This is a genomic window from Aestuariivirga sp., from assembly GCF_046093005.1.
In the GTDB taxonomy this organism is placed as follows: Bacteria; Pseudomonadota; Alphaproteobacteria; order Rhizobiales; family Aestuariivirgaceae; genus Aestuariivirga.
In genome coordinates, this window is the sequence record NZ_JBJTER010000089.1 from 22210 (window position 1) to 37070 (window position 14861).

Here is a 14861-nt window from a genome sequence, read left to right on the forward strand (position 1 = left end):
CGCATGCGAAACGCCCTGTCCGTGATTCTTGCCCTGGGTCTGCTGGGACTGGCCGGCGGGACCGCGGCGGCGAGTCAGGTGGCGGTCACCTATAAGGTCGACGTGGGCCCCGTGACGCTGACGACCGTTCGCTTCATCCTTGATGTGGGCGCCGATACGGTAACTTCCACGGCCCGCATCAAAAGCAACGGGCTTGCCAATCTTTTCGCCGAATACAGCGCCGTGGCGCGGGCCACCAGCCTGATCAACGGCGGCGCGCCGCAACCCGTGAGTTTCGATCTGGTGCGCGAGCGCGAAAAGGATATCCGCAGAGCCACCCTGTCGTGGACCGCCGATGGCGATCTCACCTATGAGCCGCAGAGTCCCAGGCCCGAGCGCCGGGAAGACATCGCCCGGGCGCTGAACAGCCGGGTTACCGATCCGATCACCGCGGTGTTGCGCATCGGAACCGCCGGCGAGACGCCATGTCCCTCCGTCCATGAGGTGTTCGACGGGCGTGACGTCTTCGAGCTCGCGCTGACCGACAAGGGAGCCGGCCATCTTGATGACGGCGCCGCCTATCAGGGCATGGTGCAACATTGTGAAGTGCGTTGGACTCCGCTTGCCGGGCGCGCCAAGGAGAAAAACGTCCCCGGCGATAGCTATGACGTCGCCTTCGCGCCGGTGGGCAAGCTCCCCACCGGCCAGCAACTGTGGCTTCCCGTCGATCTCCGGGGTTCGCTCAAAGGCCTGCCGTTCCGGGCCTATGCCGGCGAGCTTGAGACGGCCGAGTGATGCGATCCTTCAAGCGCCGGCGTTGAGAACGGCCGCGCCGGCTGGCGGCGCGGGCGCGCCTCAGAACTCGACCCCCGCCTGCGCCTTGACGCCGTCGCGGAACGGATGCTTCACCTGTTCCATCTCGGTGACGAGATCGGCGATCTCGATCAGCTCGTCCTTGGCGTTGCGTCCGGTGACGATCACATGCTTGTCCGCGGGCTTGTCGCGCAACACCTCCAGCACCTCGCCGAGCGGCAGATAGTCATAGCGCAGCACGATGTTGAGTTCATCGAGCAGCACCATGCGGCAGGCGGGATCGGCGATCATGCGCCTGGCTTCCTCCCAGGCGGCGCGGGCATGCGCGATGTCGCGTTCACGGTCCTGGGTTTCCCAGGTGAAGCCCTCGCCCATTGCTTTCACCGTTACCAGATCGGGGAACTTCTCCAGCACCGTGCGCTCGCCGGTGGCCCAGGCGCCTTTCACGAACTGCACGACACCGCAGCGCATGCCATGGCCGATGGCCCGGAAAATCATGCCGAAGGCGGCGGTGGATTTCCCCTTGCCCTTGCCGGTGTGAACGATCAGCAGGCCTTTCTCGATGGTCTTGCCGGCCATGATCTTGTCGCGCACGGCCTTCTTCTTCACCATCTTCTCGTGGTGGCGGGCATTGTCATGGCCCGGCTTTTCCTCGGTCATTTGGTAAGCTCCTCCAGCACATCATGCGCGGAATTAAGCCGCGGCGTCCATAGCCCGCGGGCGGCGGCCTCCGCCAGGCGCTGGGCAATCTCCTTGAGCGCCGCCGGATTGTTGTCCGCGATGAAGCGGCGGGTGCCGGCATCGGCGATGAAGGCGTCATAGGCGAGATCGAAATGATGCGAGCGCACCGCGCCGGTTGTCGCCGCGAAAGCAAACATGTAGTCCACCGTGGCGGCGATCTCGAAGGCCCCCTTGTAGCCGTGGCGCTTCACGCCATCGATCCATTTGGGATTGACCACGCGGGACCGCATCACCCGGCTCACCTCCTCCTCGAGCGTGCGGATCACCGGGCGCTCGGGCCGCGAATGATCATTATGGTAGACGCGCGGGCGGGTGCCGGATGCCTGTTCCACCGCCGCCGTCATGCCGCCCTCGAACTGATAGTAGTCATCCGAATCGAGCAGATCGTGTTCGCGGTTATCCTGGTTGTGGACCACCGCCTCGATCCGCTTGAGGCGCGAGAGGAAGGCGTCTTCGTCGCGCACGCCTTGTGCGCCCGCGCCATAGGCATAGGCGCCCCAGGTGACATAGGCGGCGGCGAGATCGGCGCGGCTAGTCCATATCTTCTCATCGATCAGCGCCTGCAGGCCAGCTCCATAGGCGCCCGGTCTGGATCCGAAGATGCGATGGCCGGCCATCCGCCGGGCCTCGGCGTCGCCGATCCCCGCCCTTGCCAGTGCGCGCGCTTCCGCCGCCATGCGCTGAGCCAGCGGGTTGTCGTCTTCATCCTCCTCGAGCGCTCCCACCGCGCGGATCGCCTTGTCGAGGAGTTCGATCTGGGCGGGGAAGGCGTCGCGGAAGAAGCCGGAGATGCGCAAGGTCACATCGACGCGCGGCCGCCCCAGCCTGGCGAGCGGCAGGATCTCGAAGCCGGTCACCCGCCAGCTCGCTGTGTCCCACACCGGTTTGGCGCCGATCAGGGCGAGCGCCTGGGCAATGTCGTCGCCGCCGGTGCGCATGTTGGAGGTGCCCCAGGCGGAAAGCCCCAGCGCCTTGGGATAGCGCCCGAAATCCTGGAGATGGCGGAGCAGCAGCTCCTCGGCGGATTTGCGCCCGAGCGTCCAGGCGGCGGGCGTGGGCAGGGTGCGGTTGTCAAGCGAATAGAAGTTCCGCCCGGTCGGCAGCACGTCGAGACGGCCCCGGGTGGGGGCACCCGATGGCCCCGGCCGCACGAAACGCCCCGCAAGACCTCCCAGAAGTGCGGCGATTTCACATGGTCCCGAAGCGCGCAGCAGCGGCCGCACATGGCTGTCGATGCGGGCGAGCACCCTGGCGGTTGCGTTCATGCCGGGCGGCAAGGCGAGGCCCTCCAGCAAAGCCGCCGCATAAAGCTCAAGCCGCTCCACGGTATCGCCGTTGCTGCGCCAGGCTTCGGCCGAGATGTCAGCCAGTGCCAGTGGACGCGGGCCTGCCCAGGCCGCGGCGGGCGCGCAGCTCAGGGGGTCGAAGCCGGTCAATCCGAAATCGATCGTCAGCGCCCGGGTGAGCGATTGATCGCCGTCTTCGCCAAGCCCGCGCGGCACGCGGGTGAGCGCCACGAGAAGATCGGTTTCGAGCCGGCCTTGCGGTGCGGCTCCCAGCACGTGAAGCCCATCGCGGATTTGTGCTTCCTTGAGATCGCAGAGAAACGCATCAAGCCGCTGCAAATCCTGCTCTTCGTCACCGGTGAACCCAGCGTCCGCATCAAGCCTTGTTGAAGCGGTGAGCGCCAGGATATCGCGGCGCAGTGCCGCGCGCCGCCGCGGGTCGAGGCCGGACGCGAGGTAGTACTCGTCAACGAGGGCTTCGAGATCCTTGAGCGGGCCATAGGTCTCGGCGCGCGTGAGCGGCGGCGTCAGATGGCTGATGATCACCGCCGCGGTGCGCCGCTTGGCCTGGGTGCCTTCGCCCGGATCATTGATGATGAACGGGTAAAGCTGCGGCACCGGCCCGAGAATGGCTTCCGGCAGGCAGTCCGCCGAAAGCGCGGTCGCCTTGCCCGGCAGCCATTCGAGATTGCCATGCTTGCCATTGTGGATCACCGCATGGGCGCCGAACACGTGCCGCACCCAGATGTAGAAGGCGAGATAGCCATGCGGCGGCGGCAGGGCAGGGTCATGGTAGCTGGATTTGGGATCGATGTTGTAGCCGCGCGCCGGCTGGATCGCCACCGCGGCATTGCCATGGCGGATCACCGGCAGGCGGAAGCCGCCGCCGGCGAAGAACGGGTCATCAGCGGGATCGCCCCAGCGGCCAGTGATCCGTTCACGGACGGTCTCCGGCAATGCCGCGAAATGCCGGAGGTAATCGGCCAGCGAAAGCGTTTCTCCATTCACGCAAGCCGTCTTTGGCGCGGCGTTGGTCGGGCCCCGCTGCAGGGCGGCGATCAAGGCGTTGCCGGTCTCGGGGATGTTGGTGATCGCATAGCCTTCACCGAGCAGGGCGGCGAGGATCGCCACCGTGCTGGCCGGCGTGTCATAGCCCACGCCATTGGCGATGCGGCCATCCTTGTTGGGATAGTTGGCGAGGATCACCGCCACTTTCCGCCCTTGCGGCGGCGTGCGCCGGAGCCTGATCCAGCTGGCCGCGAGATCGGCCACGAAGGCCACGCGGTCCTCAACCGGGCGGTAGGTGAGGATCGGGCACTCCGTCCCGGCGTGCCACTGGTCCTCCGCCTTGAAGGAGATGGCGCGTGACAGAATTCTGCCGTCCAGTTCCGGCAGCACCACATTCATCGCGAGGTCGCGGGCCTCGAGGCCTTGCGGGCTGGCGCGCCACCGGGCTTCGGAGCTTCCCGCCAGCACCACTTGCAGCACCGGGCAATCATAGGCCGCCAGCGGATCGTCGGCGCCGCCCGCCGCCACCGCGAAACTGGTGGCATTCAGGATGATGTCCGGCGGCCGCCCGGAAAGCCCGCCACCGATTGCCGCAATACTCGCCGCGTCCTTGAGGCTGGCGACATAGAAAGCGCGTGTTGCAATGCCGCGCGCGGCAAGCTCATCGATCAGCGCGTCGATGGGGGCTGTCTGGCCGCCGTCGATCGCCGAGCGGTAGAAGATGATCGCCGCCAGCGGCTGGCCCGCCGCGCCGGTTTCGCGGTAGAGCCCGGCGGGGGCGGGGGGGATGGCGGGTGCCGGCTCTTCACCCCGCTCCGTCAGATGCCTGCAATAGGCAAGAAAGCCATCGGCGTTGGCGGCGCCGCCGGCCACCAGATACTGCCGCAGCCGCTCGCAGTGATGGGCGGGCAGGCTTGAGCGGCGCGTGAGGTCCGGGTCCGGCTGGGCATCTCCCGGCAGGACCGCCAGCAGGATTCCCCTGGTCTCGGCCAGCGCCTCCAGTTGTTCCAGCCCATAGCTCCAGTAGGACGCGCCACCCAGCAGCCGCAGCACGATCAGCCTGGCATGCGCCAGCGTCTTCCCGGCGTAAACATCGACCGACAGCGGATGCTGCAGCCGCAACAGGCTGGCGAGGCGCAGGGAACAGGGGTTCCGGTCATGGGCGCGGGCGAGGCTTGCGAGTTCGCTGTCGGCGGCCGACAGCACGATGATATCGGCCGGCCGCTGCGCGAGGTCGACGGCCTCGGCACTGCCGTCGATCACACCGCTGGTTGAGGCGAGGAGGTGCATCAGCCTCGCAGCAGCTGGGTGATGGCGGCGCGGTCCATGTGCTTCTCGCCGATCACCACGAGGGCCGTGCCGCGCGGCTCGTCCTGGCGCCATGGCCGGTCGAAATAGCTGTCGAGCCGCGGGCCCACCGCCTGCACCAGCAGCCGCGCCGGCGCGCCCGCGATTTCGGCGAAGCCCTTGAGGCGCAGGACGCCGTGGCTGGCGATGGCGTTTCCGATGCGGTTCAGCAGCGCTGCCTTATCGCCTTGCGGGCCGAGCGCCACCACGAAGCTCACGAAATCATCATGGTCATGCTGTTCCTCGCCTTCCATCTCATGGTGCGAGAGGCGGTTCGCCATATCGTCTTCCGCCGCCGCCCCGGCGCCCAGCAGTGCTGCCACGCTCACCGCGCCGTGCCGCGCGGCGATCATCCCGGTGCCCGCCCGCAGCTTCTGCTTCAGCGCGGCGGTAACGGCGTCCTGTTCGCCGGCCGCGAGAAGGTCGGTCTTGTTGACGATCACCAGGTCAGCGCAATTGAGCTGATCCTCGAACAGTTCCTCGATCGGGTTTTCATGGTCGAGCGTCGGGTCGGCCAGGCGCTGTGCCGCCAGCGCTTCTTCATCATCCGCGAAACGGCCCTCGGCCAGCGCCTTGGCATCGACAACGGTGATCACCCCATCGACGGTGACGCGCGGCTTGATCTCCGGCCAGTTGAAGGCCCGCACCAGAGGCTGGGGCAGGGCGAGGCCGGAGGTTTCGATCACGATGTGCTGCGGCGGGTCCGGCCGGTCGATCAGCTTCTTCATGGTCGGAATGAAATCATCGGCCACGGTGCAGCAGATGCAGCCATTGGCGAGTTCGATCACATCCTCCTCGCGGCAGGCTTCGGCGCCGCAGCCCTTCAGGATTTCGCCATCGACCCCGACATCGCCGAACTCGTTGACGATGAGAGCGATGCGCCGCCCGCCGGCATTGGCCAGCAGGTTGCGGATCAGCGTGGTCTTGCCGGCGCCGAGGAAGCCGGTGATGACGGTGGCGGGAATCTTCTGCATGGTCAGCTTTCGTAAATGTCCCTGGCGGTGAGCGTGAGGGCCACGGCGAGGAACTGGCCGATCAGCAGCCAGAACACCGCATTGGCGGCGATGGTGTTGGCGGCGAAGCGCGCCGCGAGTTCGGCCGGCACCGTGCTTTCGGCATGGATGCCCGATGGCGCGCCCAGCGCATGCGGAAGGGCGATCAGTGCCAGCGCCAGCGCCACGGCCCAGGCCTGGCGGCGGCTCACGAGCAGAAAGATGCCTGCCGCCGTCAGGGCCACGGTGCTCACCCACCATAGCTGCTGCAGCCAAAGATCGCCCGCCGCCATGCCAGGAAGCACCGGAGGGAGGCCGGCTGCCGGGGCAATGGTGACGGCCAGAAATCCGCACAGGCCCCAGACCATGCCGTTCCGCCGGGTGATGGCGATGCCGGACAGCAGCGAAATTCCCGCCAGCACGGCGGCAAAGGCGGCGCCGGTCATGACGGTGGTGAGGGTGGTTGCGAGGCTTCGCTGCCAGCCATCGGCGGGGCGCCAGCCGTCATGCTCATGCGCCCCGCCGTTGCCATGGTCATGCGTGGCCACGGATTGCCGCGCCTCGAAGCCTTCGGCTTTAAGGATGAGGGGCGTCAGCCGCACATGCAGGATGGCACCCATGATAAGCCCGGCCGCCATCCCCGCAAGGAGTGCGGCGAGCACCACGCGCCCGATCATGAGCTAGGCGTGGTCAGTGGCAGGGAAAGCCAATGGCATGGCGGGTATCATGGGCGCTGTTATGCGCCACCGCCATGTTGGAGAGCCCCACCGCGAAGGTCAGCGTGAGGCCGATGAAGACAAGCGCCAGCCCGGCGGCAAGCCGTTGCGAGACGCTGAGCGGGAAAGCGGAAACAGAACGCGCGGTCATGAACACCCTCCGTGGTGACCAGGTTGATCCGGTTGCGTGGCAGGTCTCCTGACTTGCGGGTCGCCGGGCTCTGGCGGCCTTCCCGGTTGCCCAGTGGCCATGATCGCCAGAACCCTCGCCGCTCACAGTTGCGGGGGCAGTCACGGTTTTGGCCCCGCTTGGGTCATCCTCACCGTGTTCCCTGTTAGGCCCGCTGCCGTCCGGCGTGCGGGCACCACACAAGCGTTGTTCTTACAGCATGCCGGCGCTTCGTCAACCGCGCCACGCCGCTTTCCGGTCCGAAAACGGCACAGCTTGGAGCCCCGCGTTTACCAAACCGCAAGTCCCGGGGCCCTTGCCGGAAACTGGATTTTAACCCTGTTGGCCGGATACTGCCTTTCATGCGTACCCGATCCCTGTTTCTCGCCACGGTGTGTTCCGCGTTCCTTGCTGCAAGTGCGGCGGCTTCCGGAACCTTCGCCGCAACCTCCGACACTGAGCTCGTCACCGCGGCCTATCAGGCCTTGCAGGCAGGCGACATCGAGACCGCCATCGCCGGCTTCAGCAAAGCGATCGAGTCCCGCGGTCTGGCGCCGGGCGTCCTCGCCAATACGCTGCTCAACCGCGCCCACGCCTACCAGCGCATGAACGAGCACCAGCTGGCGATCGATGACTACACGGCCGCGCTGCGCATCGATGCAATGTCGGGCGAGGTGCGCGCGCTGGCGCTCTATAACCGCGGTCTCTCCTATCAACGGCTGCAAAACAACACGCTGGCCATGGAGGATTTCACCTCCGCCCTGTTCCTCAACGGCCAGTTCAGCCATGCCTATTACAGCCGCGGCATGCTGCTGCGCGATGCCGGGCAGTATCTCTTCGCGCTCGCCGATTTCGACAAGGCGCTGCGCTACAATTATCCTGATCCGGCCCGCGTCCATGTCGCCGAGGCGATGGTGTTCGAAAAGCTGCAGCGTCTGCCGGATGCGCGGGCGGCGCTGGAAAAGGCTCTGGCCGCCAAACCTGATTATGAGCCCGCGCAGCGCCGCCTGGCGGCGCTTGATGGCGTGCCGGCGCCCGCGGTTGCGGGTGACGAGATCCAGACCGCGGCGGTGAGCCCGGCGCCGGATGGCCTGCCCGCCGCCCAGGCGCCCTCGGAAGCGCTGATGGTGGAGGAGCCGGCGGCAGCGCAGGGCTCTGCCAAGCAGTTCTCGGACCGGGTGCCGTCGGGTGAAGCGGCCGCGCCGGCTGCCGCTCCCGCCACGGAAACGGTGATCGCGGTGGAAACCGTGCCGGAAGAACCGTCCGCGCCGGCCGCGCAGGTTGAGGTGGCCGCCGCCGGGCCAGCCCCGGCGGAGGAGCCTCCGCCGCCGAAGCTGACGGGCTGGACGGTGCAGCTCGCTTCCGCCACCAGCGAGGATGGCGCCTGGTCGAGCTGGAAGAAGATGCAGGGCCGCTACAAGGTGCTCGCCGGCAAGGAACCGGTGGTGGTCCGCGCCGATCTGGGCGCCAAGGGCGTGTTCTACCGGGTGCGGCTCGTGGGCTTCGACAGCCAGTCGGAAGCCGGCAGCGCCTGCGCCCGGCTCAAGGCCAAGGGCGTGAAGTGCTTCGTCAGCAAGGCCGCTTCGTGAGCTGATTTCCCGGGGGGCGCGGAAGGGGGAGGCCGGTGCGCGGTTCGGGCTCATTCTTTTCTGCAACTTTTCGACGAGTTATTAACGTTGCCTTAATCTGAATTGACCTAACGTCAGGTTATGTTTCACATTCCTGACTTCCAGCGTTTGATGGGATCGCCCCCCGATGCCACCTCAACAGCGCCTGAAGGGGCAGGCCCCGGCCTGCCCGCCGATTGGAGCGCGGTCGCGGCCTTTGTCGAGGCTGCGCACGCGCAACTGGCGCATGATCTGATCGGACGCATTCATGTGCAGCCGCCGTCGTTCTTCGAACGTCTGGTGATCGATGTGCTGTTGGCCATGGGCTATGGCAGCGGCCGGCCGGCCATGGCGCGCTGTCTTGGGCGCTCCTGGGATGGCGGCATCGACGGTATGATCCTGCTCGACGAGTTGGGCTTTGATTCAATCTTCGTCCAGGCCAAGCGCCTGAAACCGGGCGTGGCGGTGCCGGTGTCGGACGTGCGCGATTTCGCGGGCAGCCTTGAGGCCTGCCGCGCCAGCAAGGGCGTGCTGGTGGCCACCACGCATTTCACGTCCAGCGCGCAGGCTTTTTGCTCCAGCATCTCCCGTCACATCGTCCTCATTGACGGCGCGCGGCTGGTGCAGCTGATGATTCGCCATAACATCGGCGTCGCGGTGCGCGGCAGCTTCCTGCTGAAGGAGCTCGACAACGGCTACTTCAGGCAAGCGGCGGAGCGCCGGGCGGAGTAGCGAAGCGGCGGGGGATTGCGTGGCTGGGGAAAACCCGCGGGGTCTGCATTCCGGCTGCCCCGCGGCTTGGCTATACTCGCCCGCATGCCGCTTAATCTGTTGAAGCTCTGCGTCGGCGTCAGCGACGTCGAGGAACTGGAAAACTGGGTCAAGGACTGCCGCAAGGGCCGCGACACGCTGGATCATGTCACCCGCATGTTCCCCAAGCGCCGCGATGAAATCCTGCCGGGCGGTTCGCTGTACTGGGTGATCCGCGGCATGATCCTCTGCCGTCAGCCGATCGCCGCGCTGGAGCCGGTGACCGGCGGTGACGGTATCGAGCGCTGCCGCATCGTTTTCAAACCGCAGATCGTGCCCGTGCGGGCCACGCCCAAGCGCGCATTCCAGGGGTGGCGCTATCTCGAGGAAGCAGATACGCCTCCGGATCTGCCGAAATCGGCGCGGGTGGAGGGCATGCCGGTCCAGATGCGCCGCGACCTGGCTGACCTGGGTCTGCTGTAGCGCCGCTCCATCTCAGGCGCTTTCACTCAACGCCGAACCATCGGCGCCGGTGCGGCGGCACTCAGGCGCAAGGCGGCGTCTGGCATGTCTGGAAAACTGGCAGCGCCATCGTCACCCGACCGGCGCCGCCTTCAAGCCCGCAGGCCGTCCTACCAGCGCATCGGACGGAAGGACTTCAGCGTCGGCATGCCGATCATCGAGGACAGGGGCGCGGCATTCTTGCTGAGCAGCCCCATGCCGATGAGGGAGGAGAGCGGCGCGGCATTCTCACTCAGCAGCGGCATGCCGATAACCCTGGAGGCGCTCCAATCGGCTGACGTCAGCGGTGAGAACCCGATGATCTTGGAGATGGGCGTGGCATCATCGGACAGCAAGGGCATCATCAGCGCGCTTGATAGCGGCGCGGCTTCATCCCACAGGGTTTCCGGCGCGGGCTCCGGCATGCCGGTTGGGATGGGGTGGTGGGAGTCGAGAATCTGTTCCGCCGCCAGTCCTGTGCCGAAAGGCGCGAACACCGTCACCAGCGAACCGCCCGCCGCAACGCCCTTGGCGTAAATACGGGCGTCCGCCAGAAGCACCCGGTTCTGGGCGATCTGCGCGGCAATGGCCGAGAGCGGCGTATCACCGGCGGGCGGAGACACCACATGAACGTCCGTGAAGCCCTCCTCGCGCAGTTCGGCGGCGGCCTTGTGAGCGGAGTCCTGGCTGGAATACATCCGGTTGATTTCAGTGGTCATTGCGGTGTCCTCTCGCTATTGGTTCGGTGTTCGTTCATCGGGCGTCTGCGGTGCGGCGGTTTGTGGCGTCCGGGCTGCGCGCAAGGTGGTAAGCAATTACGATTGTTGCCATTAGCAGGATCACCTCCAGCCCATAGACCGAAAGATAGGGCAACACTGTTCCCCCGCCGCCAATGGCCGCGACGCTGTCACGGAGGATCGCGCCCAGCGCAATCCCGCATCCCGCGGCGGTGGCCTGCACTGCGCCCCATGCGCCAAGCGCCAGGCCACGCTGGTCTTCGGGCGCATGGTTCATGGTGGCGGTGAGCGTGCCGTGCCCGAACAGCCCGCCGCCAAAGCCAATGAGCAGCGTGCCGGCGCCGAACAGCAAGGGTGAGGCCAATGGCGCCGCCGCGATGATCATCAGGAACGCCGGCACCCCAACCATCGCGCCGCATGCGGCCATGCGGAACGCATCGAAGCCGCGGCTCAGCACATAGGAGGCAAGGCTGAAGCCCAGGAGGCCGCCGCCCGCGAGTGCGGCCGTCAGCACCGTGGTGCGCGACACGGTAAGGCCGAGGACCTGGCCGCCATAGGGCTCCAGCATCACATCCTGCATGCTGAAGGCGAGTGTGCCGAGGCCTACCGCCACCAGCCGGGCCATCGCCTTGTCGCCGGCGATGAAGCAGGCCCAGGCCTCCCGGAAACTGGGGTCGGGGGCGGCTCCTGGCCGCCGCCTGGCGCCGCCGCGCGCCTCCTGCTTCCAAACCGCGATACCGGTGAGCAGCAAGGTGGCCACGCCCGCGCCCTGGATCACCTGAACCAGCCGCCCATGCGAGAAATTGGCGAGCAAGGCTCCGAAAATCAGTGCACTGATGATTGAGCCCGCCAGCAGAGAGACATACATGAGCCCGACCACATTGGGCTGTTTTTCCGGGGGCGTGAGGTCTGTCGCCAGTGCGAGCCCGGCAGTCTGGCTGATGTGCAGTCCGGCTCCAACGAGCAGGAAGGCAAGCGCCGCCGCCGCCTGGCCCACCCAGGCGGGAACTTCAGCGGCATGGCCCTGGCGGGCAAGCACCAGCAGCGCGAAAGGCATGATGGCGAGGCCGCCGAACTGCAGCATCGCGCCCTTGTAGATGAATGGAACGCGCTTCCAGCCCAGTTCGGACTGGTGGGTGTCGGATTTGAAGCCGATGAGCGCCCGGAATGGCGCGAAAACCAGTGGCATGGCCAGCATCACGGCCACCAGCGAGGCCGGAACGTGCAGCTCAACGATCATCACCCGGTTCAGCGTGCCCACCAGCAGCGCCAGTGTCATTCCGGCGGAGACCTGGAACAGCGAAAGCCGCAGCAGCCGCTCGATCGGCACATCGGCCGTCGCGGCGTCCGCGAAGGGAAGATATTTCGCGCCGAGCCCGATCCAGGCCCGCATCACGCTCTGGCTGAGACGGTTCATGCCCCGTATCCGGCGGTTAATGCTGCAACCGGTGTCGGAATTTGCGGGAGGTGCGCGGGGCTTGGGTCCCCGCTCACCTCTCGCAATATCGTAGCCATCCCCCTTGCACTGCCGGCGCCGCTTTCGGGGGAAAGGAGGCGCCGGCGGTGCCGGTCAGGAGGGACCATCTATTTTACGGCGATCGCCGTCTCGTCCTCGAGCGAGGCGAGCTTGGCGGCCGCGTCAGGAGCCACTGTCACGGTGATGACATAGCCCTGATCGGTCTTGGTCACGTTCGAGGCCAGCGGCGAAACCGTGGTTTCGGCCGAGGCGGCCTGCGCGGCCGCTCCGCCCTCGAAGAACTTCGACACCCAGGTGCTGTGCGTCATCACTGACGCATGCACCACCAGCGAGGTGACCGCCACGCCGCCGATGAACAGCGGCAGGCCGACGGTGGGGTTAACGACGCACCAGATTCTTCCTTGGTTCATGTCATTAACCTCCTAGTGCAGCCATGGCGAATAAACATACGCCAGCAGGTGTGCGAAGAGGGCGATCACGAAGAACACGCGCGAGCCGTCGATGACGTGCTTGTGCAGTTCCTCTGATTCCCGGATGGTAAGGCCAGTCGGCCATACCCGGTTGGGATCGTCTGACATCTAGCTTGTACCTCCAGACTTAGACTAGTTCCGTGCTTGACCCGCACGCAGGTTTCTCGTCATTTCATCAACAACAAGACTAGTTTTGGTGCAGAGCACCTTCCTTCCCCTCACGGGTTGGGAACCGATAATTCCGGATACTCCTTTGCCATGCTGAAGCCGTAGAGCGGCTTGTTCACGCCCTGGTGGCAGGTGGCGCAGTTGACCTTGAGAACGTCGCCCATCGGCCCCTTGCGGTTGGCGGGGAACACATCGGTGAGCGAGTCCATGTAGGTCTGGTTGACATTGCCCACCATCTGCAGGCCGTGCCAGGCGGTGACGCGCTGCGGCCGGCTTTCCTTCCAGCTGCTGAAGATCCGCGAGTTGTGGCAGAAGGTGCAGTTGACGCCCAGCCCCGTGGACATGTGCATCATCAGCGCATAGGTCTTCTCGGTGCTCTGGATCGAGCCGCCGGTGCCGCCCGGAAGCGCCGTGGAGGCGATGACCCGGATGTTGGCGCCGGGCTGCAGCAGCGTGGTGAACGGATCATAGGGCAGGGAGGCATAGGCGGGAACCTGCATGCCGGCCACATTCTGGCCGTCGCGGCTCGCCGCCATGCCGCCCGCCTGTTTCGGCCCGGGGTTGATCGCCCAGACATTCGCGGGCACTGGCTTGCCGCGATGGCAGGTGTAGCAGGTGACGCCCGTCGCCTGCACGTGGGTCTGGTACTTGCTGTTGATGGTCCTCGTCATCTGCAGCATGCGCCGCGCCACGACCTTGGTGTAGACCTCGTCGGACGCCATGTTCTCGACATTGTGGCAATAGGCGCAGCCGGCATTGTCGCCTTCCTGCGGGGCGACCCAGGTGGTGATGGCGCCCATCAGCCGGTTGAACTGCGCGGTGTCGAGATCGCCCAGCACCTGCACATTCTTGTAGTTTTCAGGATCGTCCTTCACCAGCACGCCGTCGTTCTCCACGGGGTCGTCGGGCACCGGCGCCTTGTTGAGGGCGGCGAGCATTTCGGCGCGGCGCGGGTTGGTGATCTGCTCCATGCCGAGGCCGCGATAGCCCAGCTGCTCGGAGTGCATCGGCGGGCGCTCCCATTGCAGCATCATGGGGATGGTGAGCAGGGTCACCACGACGATGCCGAGCAGGGCTGCTGTAAGGGTTGAGGCGGAGAGTTTCATGTGGTCATCCCTCCTATTGCGCCACGCCCGTGGGATCGAGGACCGGCGCCGTCAGGTCGAGCGGATAGACCGGCGCCACGCCATGCTTCACCGCCCACAGATACCAGTTGTCGACCACCGTGCCGGTGAGCAGGATGCCGATGCCGCCAACCAGCGGGCACAGCACCGCGAACCACCACGCCCAGCGGTGGATCGACTCCATGGTGGCGTTGAAGCCCATGGTCCAGCGCCAGAACAGGGCGGCGCGCTCCGAGGCCGTGCCGCGGTCGAGGATCTGTTCGATCTCGCGCTCGCCGCCCAGCCGCGACACCGCGAGGATGGTCGCGCCATGCATGGCGAACAGCAGCGCCGAGCCGTACAGGAAGGCGATCGAGAGCATGTGGAAAGGGTTGTAGAAGAGGTTGCCGTAGCGGATCGAAAACGCCGCCGTCCAGTCGAGGTGCGGGAAGATGCCGAACGGGACCGCTTCCGAGAAGTTGCCGAGCAGCAGCGGCCGGAAGAAGCCCAGCACCAGATAGAGCCAGATGGCCGCCGCGAAGGCCCAGGCGATATGCGTTCCCATGCCCAGCGCGCGGGCGCGCCGGTAGGTGCGCAGCCACCACAGCAGGATCGATGCGGTGAGGAAGAAGCCGGCCATCTGCCACCAGCCGCCTTCGCGCAGCGGCGCCAGGCCCAGCCCGTATTTGGCCGGCGGCGGCTCGAGGCCCAGCCAGAACAGCTGGCGCACGAATTCGATTGGGTTCCAGTTCACCGAGGCCAGCATGTTGAGGCCGATGATCTCGATCGCAATGAAACCGCAGAGCAGCGAGGCGATGCCCAGCGCGCCCAGATACACAGGCCCGATCTGCGCGTCGCCGAAGGTGCCGAGCAGCCAGTTGGTGGTGGTCATGTTCTCGCGTGACCAGTTTCCTGGCTTCATCGGCACGCCCATGTCGGCGGGGCCGTGCACCTGCACGCGGGTGAAGATATTCTGATATTCGTACATCATGGGAGT

At 66.3% G+C, this 14861-nt stretch carries 15 protein-coding genes and 1 riboswitch; of the genes, 4 read left to right on the forward strand and 11 right to left on the reverse strand.

What is annotated here, in order from left to right; genetic code table 11:
* Positions 1–3: 3 nt before the first annotated feature.
* Positions 4–774 (forward strand): hypothetical protein, encoded by a 771-nt coding sequence (locus ACKOED_RS07655; protein ID WP_408915993.1) that lies wholly within the window; start codon positions 4–6, stop codon positions 772–774.
* Positions 775–834: 60 nt separating this feature from the next.
* On the opposite strand, the gene cobO is transcribed toward ACKOED_RS07655, so the two are convergent.
* From cobO to ACKOED_RS07680, 5 genes are read right to left on the reverse strand one after another with little or no spacing between them, the layout of a single operon-like run.
* Positions 835–1452, reverse strand: coding sequence for a cob(I)yrinic acid a,c-diamide adenosyltransferase (gene cobO / locus ACKOED_RS07660; RefSeq protein ID WP_408915994.1), 618 nt, complete (start codon positions 1450–1452; stop codon positions 835–837).
* The gene (gene cobN, locus ACKOED_RS07665; protein ID WP_408915995.1) at positions 1449–5117 is read right to left on the reverse strand and encodes a cobaltochelatase subunit CobN; all 3669 of its coding nucleotides are present in this window, start codon (positions 5115–5117) and stop codon (positions 1449–1451) included. Before cobN ends, cobO begins: the two co-directional genes overlap by 4 nt.
* Positions 5117–6154: a cobalamin biosynthesis protein CobW gene (gene cobW, locus ACKOED_RS07670; RefSeq protein WP_408916044.1), complete on the reverse strand. Its 1038-nt coding sequence runs from the start codon at positions 6152–6154 to the stop codon at positions 5117–5119. Before cobW ends, cobN begins: the two co-directional genes overlap by 1 nt.
* Complete coding sequence (locus ACKOED_RS07675; protein ID WP_408915996.1) at positions 6151–6843, reverse strand: CbtA family protein; 693 nt, start codon at positions 6841–6843, stop codon at positions 6151–6153. The genes cobW and ACKOED_RS07675 overlap by 4 nt, the downstream gene beginning before the upstream one ends.
* A 13-nt stretch (positions 6844–6856) precedes the next feature.
* The gene (locus ACKOED_RS07680) at positions 6857–7033 is read right to left on the reverse strand and encodes a CbtB-domain containing protein (RefSeq protein WP_408915997.1); all 177 of its coding nucleotides are present in this window, start codon (positions 7031–7033) and stop codon (positions 6857–6859) included.
* Positions 7034–7053: 20 nt separating this feature from the next.
* Positions 7054–7267, reverse strand: a riboswitch (cobalamin riboswitch).
* A 146-nt stretch (positions 7268–7413) separates the two neighbouring features.
* On the opposite strand from ACKOED_RS07680, the gene ACKOED_RS07685 reads away from it, so the two are divergent.
* The 3 genes from ACKOED_RS07685 (at position 7414) to ACKOED_RS07695 (ending at position 9891) form a co-directional block, all read left to right on the forward strand.
* Positions 7414–8640, forward strand: a complete 1227-nt coding sequence (locus ACKOED_RS07685) for an SPOR domain-containing protein (protein ID WP_408915998.1) — start codon at positions 7414–7416, stop codon at positions 8638–8640.
* Positions 8641–8790: 150 nt separating this feature from the next.
* Positions 8791–9390 (forward strand): restriction endonuclease, encoded by a 600-nt coding sequence (locus tag ACKOED_RS07690; RefSeq protein WP_408915999.1) that lies wholly within the window; start codon positions 8791–8793, stop codon positions 9388–9390.
* Between the two features lie 84 nt (positions 9391–9474).
* Complete coding sequence (locus ACKOED_RS07695; RefSeq protein WP_408916000.1) at positions 9475–9891, forward strand: DUF1489 family protein; 417 nt, start codon at positions 9475–9477, stop codon at positions 9889–9891.
* 149 nt (positions 9892–10040) lie between these two features.
* Here ACKOED_RS07695 and ACKOED_RS07700 read toward each other — a convergent pair whose 3' ends face one another.
* The 6 genes from ACKOED_RS07700 to pufM all read right to left on the reverse strand — a co-directional run bounded on the left by ACKOED_RS07700 (position 10041) and on the right by pufM (position 14852).
* Positions 10041–10628, reverse strand: coding sequence for a hypothetical protein (locus tag ACKOED_RS07700; protein ID WP_408916001.1), 588 nt, complete (start codon positions 10626–10628; stop codon positions 10041–10043).
* A 34-nt stretch (positions 10629–10662) separates the two neighbouring features.
* Complete coding sequence (locus ACKOED_RS07705; RefSeq protein ID WP_408916002.1) at positions 10663–12063, reverse strand: MFS transporter; 1401 nt, start codon at positions 12061–12063, stop codon at positions 10663–10665.
* A 167-nt stretch (positions 12064–12230) separates the two neighbouring features.
* The gene (locus ACKOED_RS07710; protein ID WP_408916003.1) at positions 12231–12533 is read right to left on the reverse strand and encodes a light-harvesting protein; all 303 of its coding nucleotides are present in this window, start codon (positions 12531–12533) and stop codon (positions 12231–12233) included.
* A gap of 12 nt (positions 12534–12545) precedes the next feature.
* Positions 12546–12701 (reverse strand): light-harvesting antenna LH1, beta subunit, encoded by a 156-nt coding sequence (gene pufB, locus ACKOED_RS07715; protein ID WP_408916004.1) that lies wholly within the window; start codon positions 12699–12701, stop codon positions 12546–12548.
* Positions 12702–12811: 110 nt separating this feature from the next.
* Positions 12812–13867: a photosynthetic reaction center cytochrome PufC gene (gene pufC / locus ACKOED_RS07720; RefSeq protein ID WP_408916005.1), complete on the reverse strand. Its 1056-nt coding sequence runs from the start codon at positions 13865–13867 to the stop codon at positions 12812–12814.
* A gap of 13 nt (positions 13868–13880) precedes the next feature.
* Positions 13881–14852, reverse strand: a complete 972-nt coding sequence (pufM, locus tag ACKOED_RS07725; protein WP_408916045.1) for a photosynthetic reaction center subunit M — start codon at positions 14850–14852, stop codon at positions 13881–13883.
* Positions 14853–14861 lie beyond the last annotated feature (9 nt).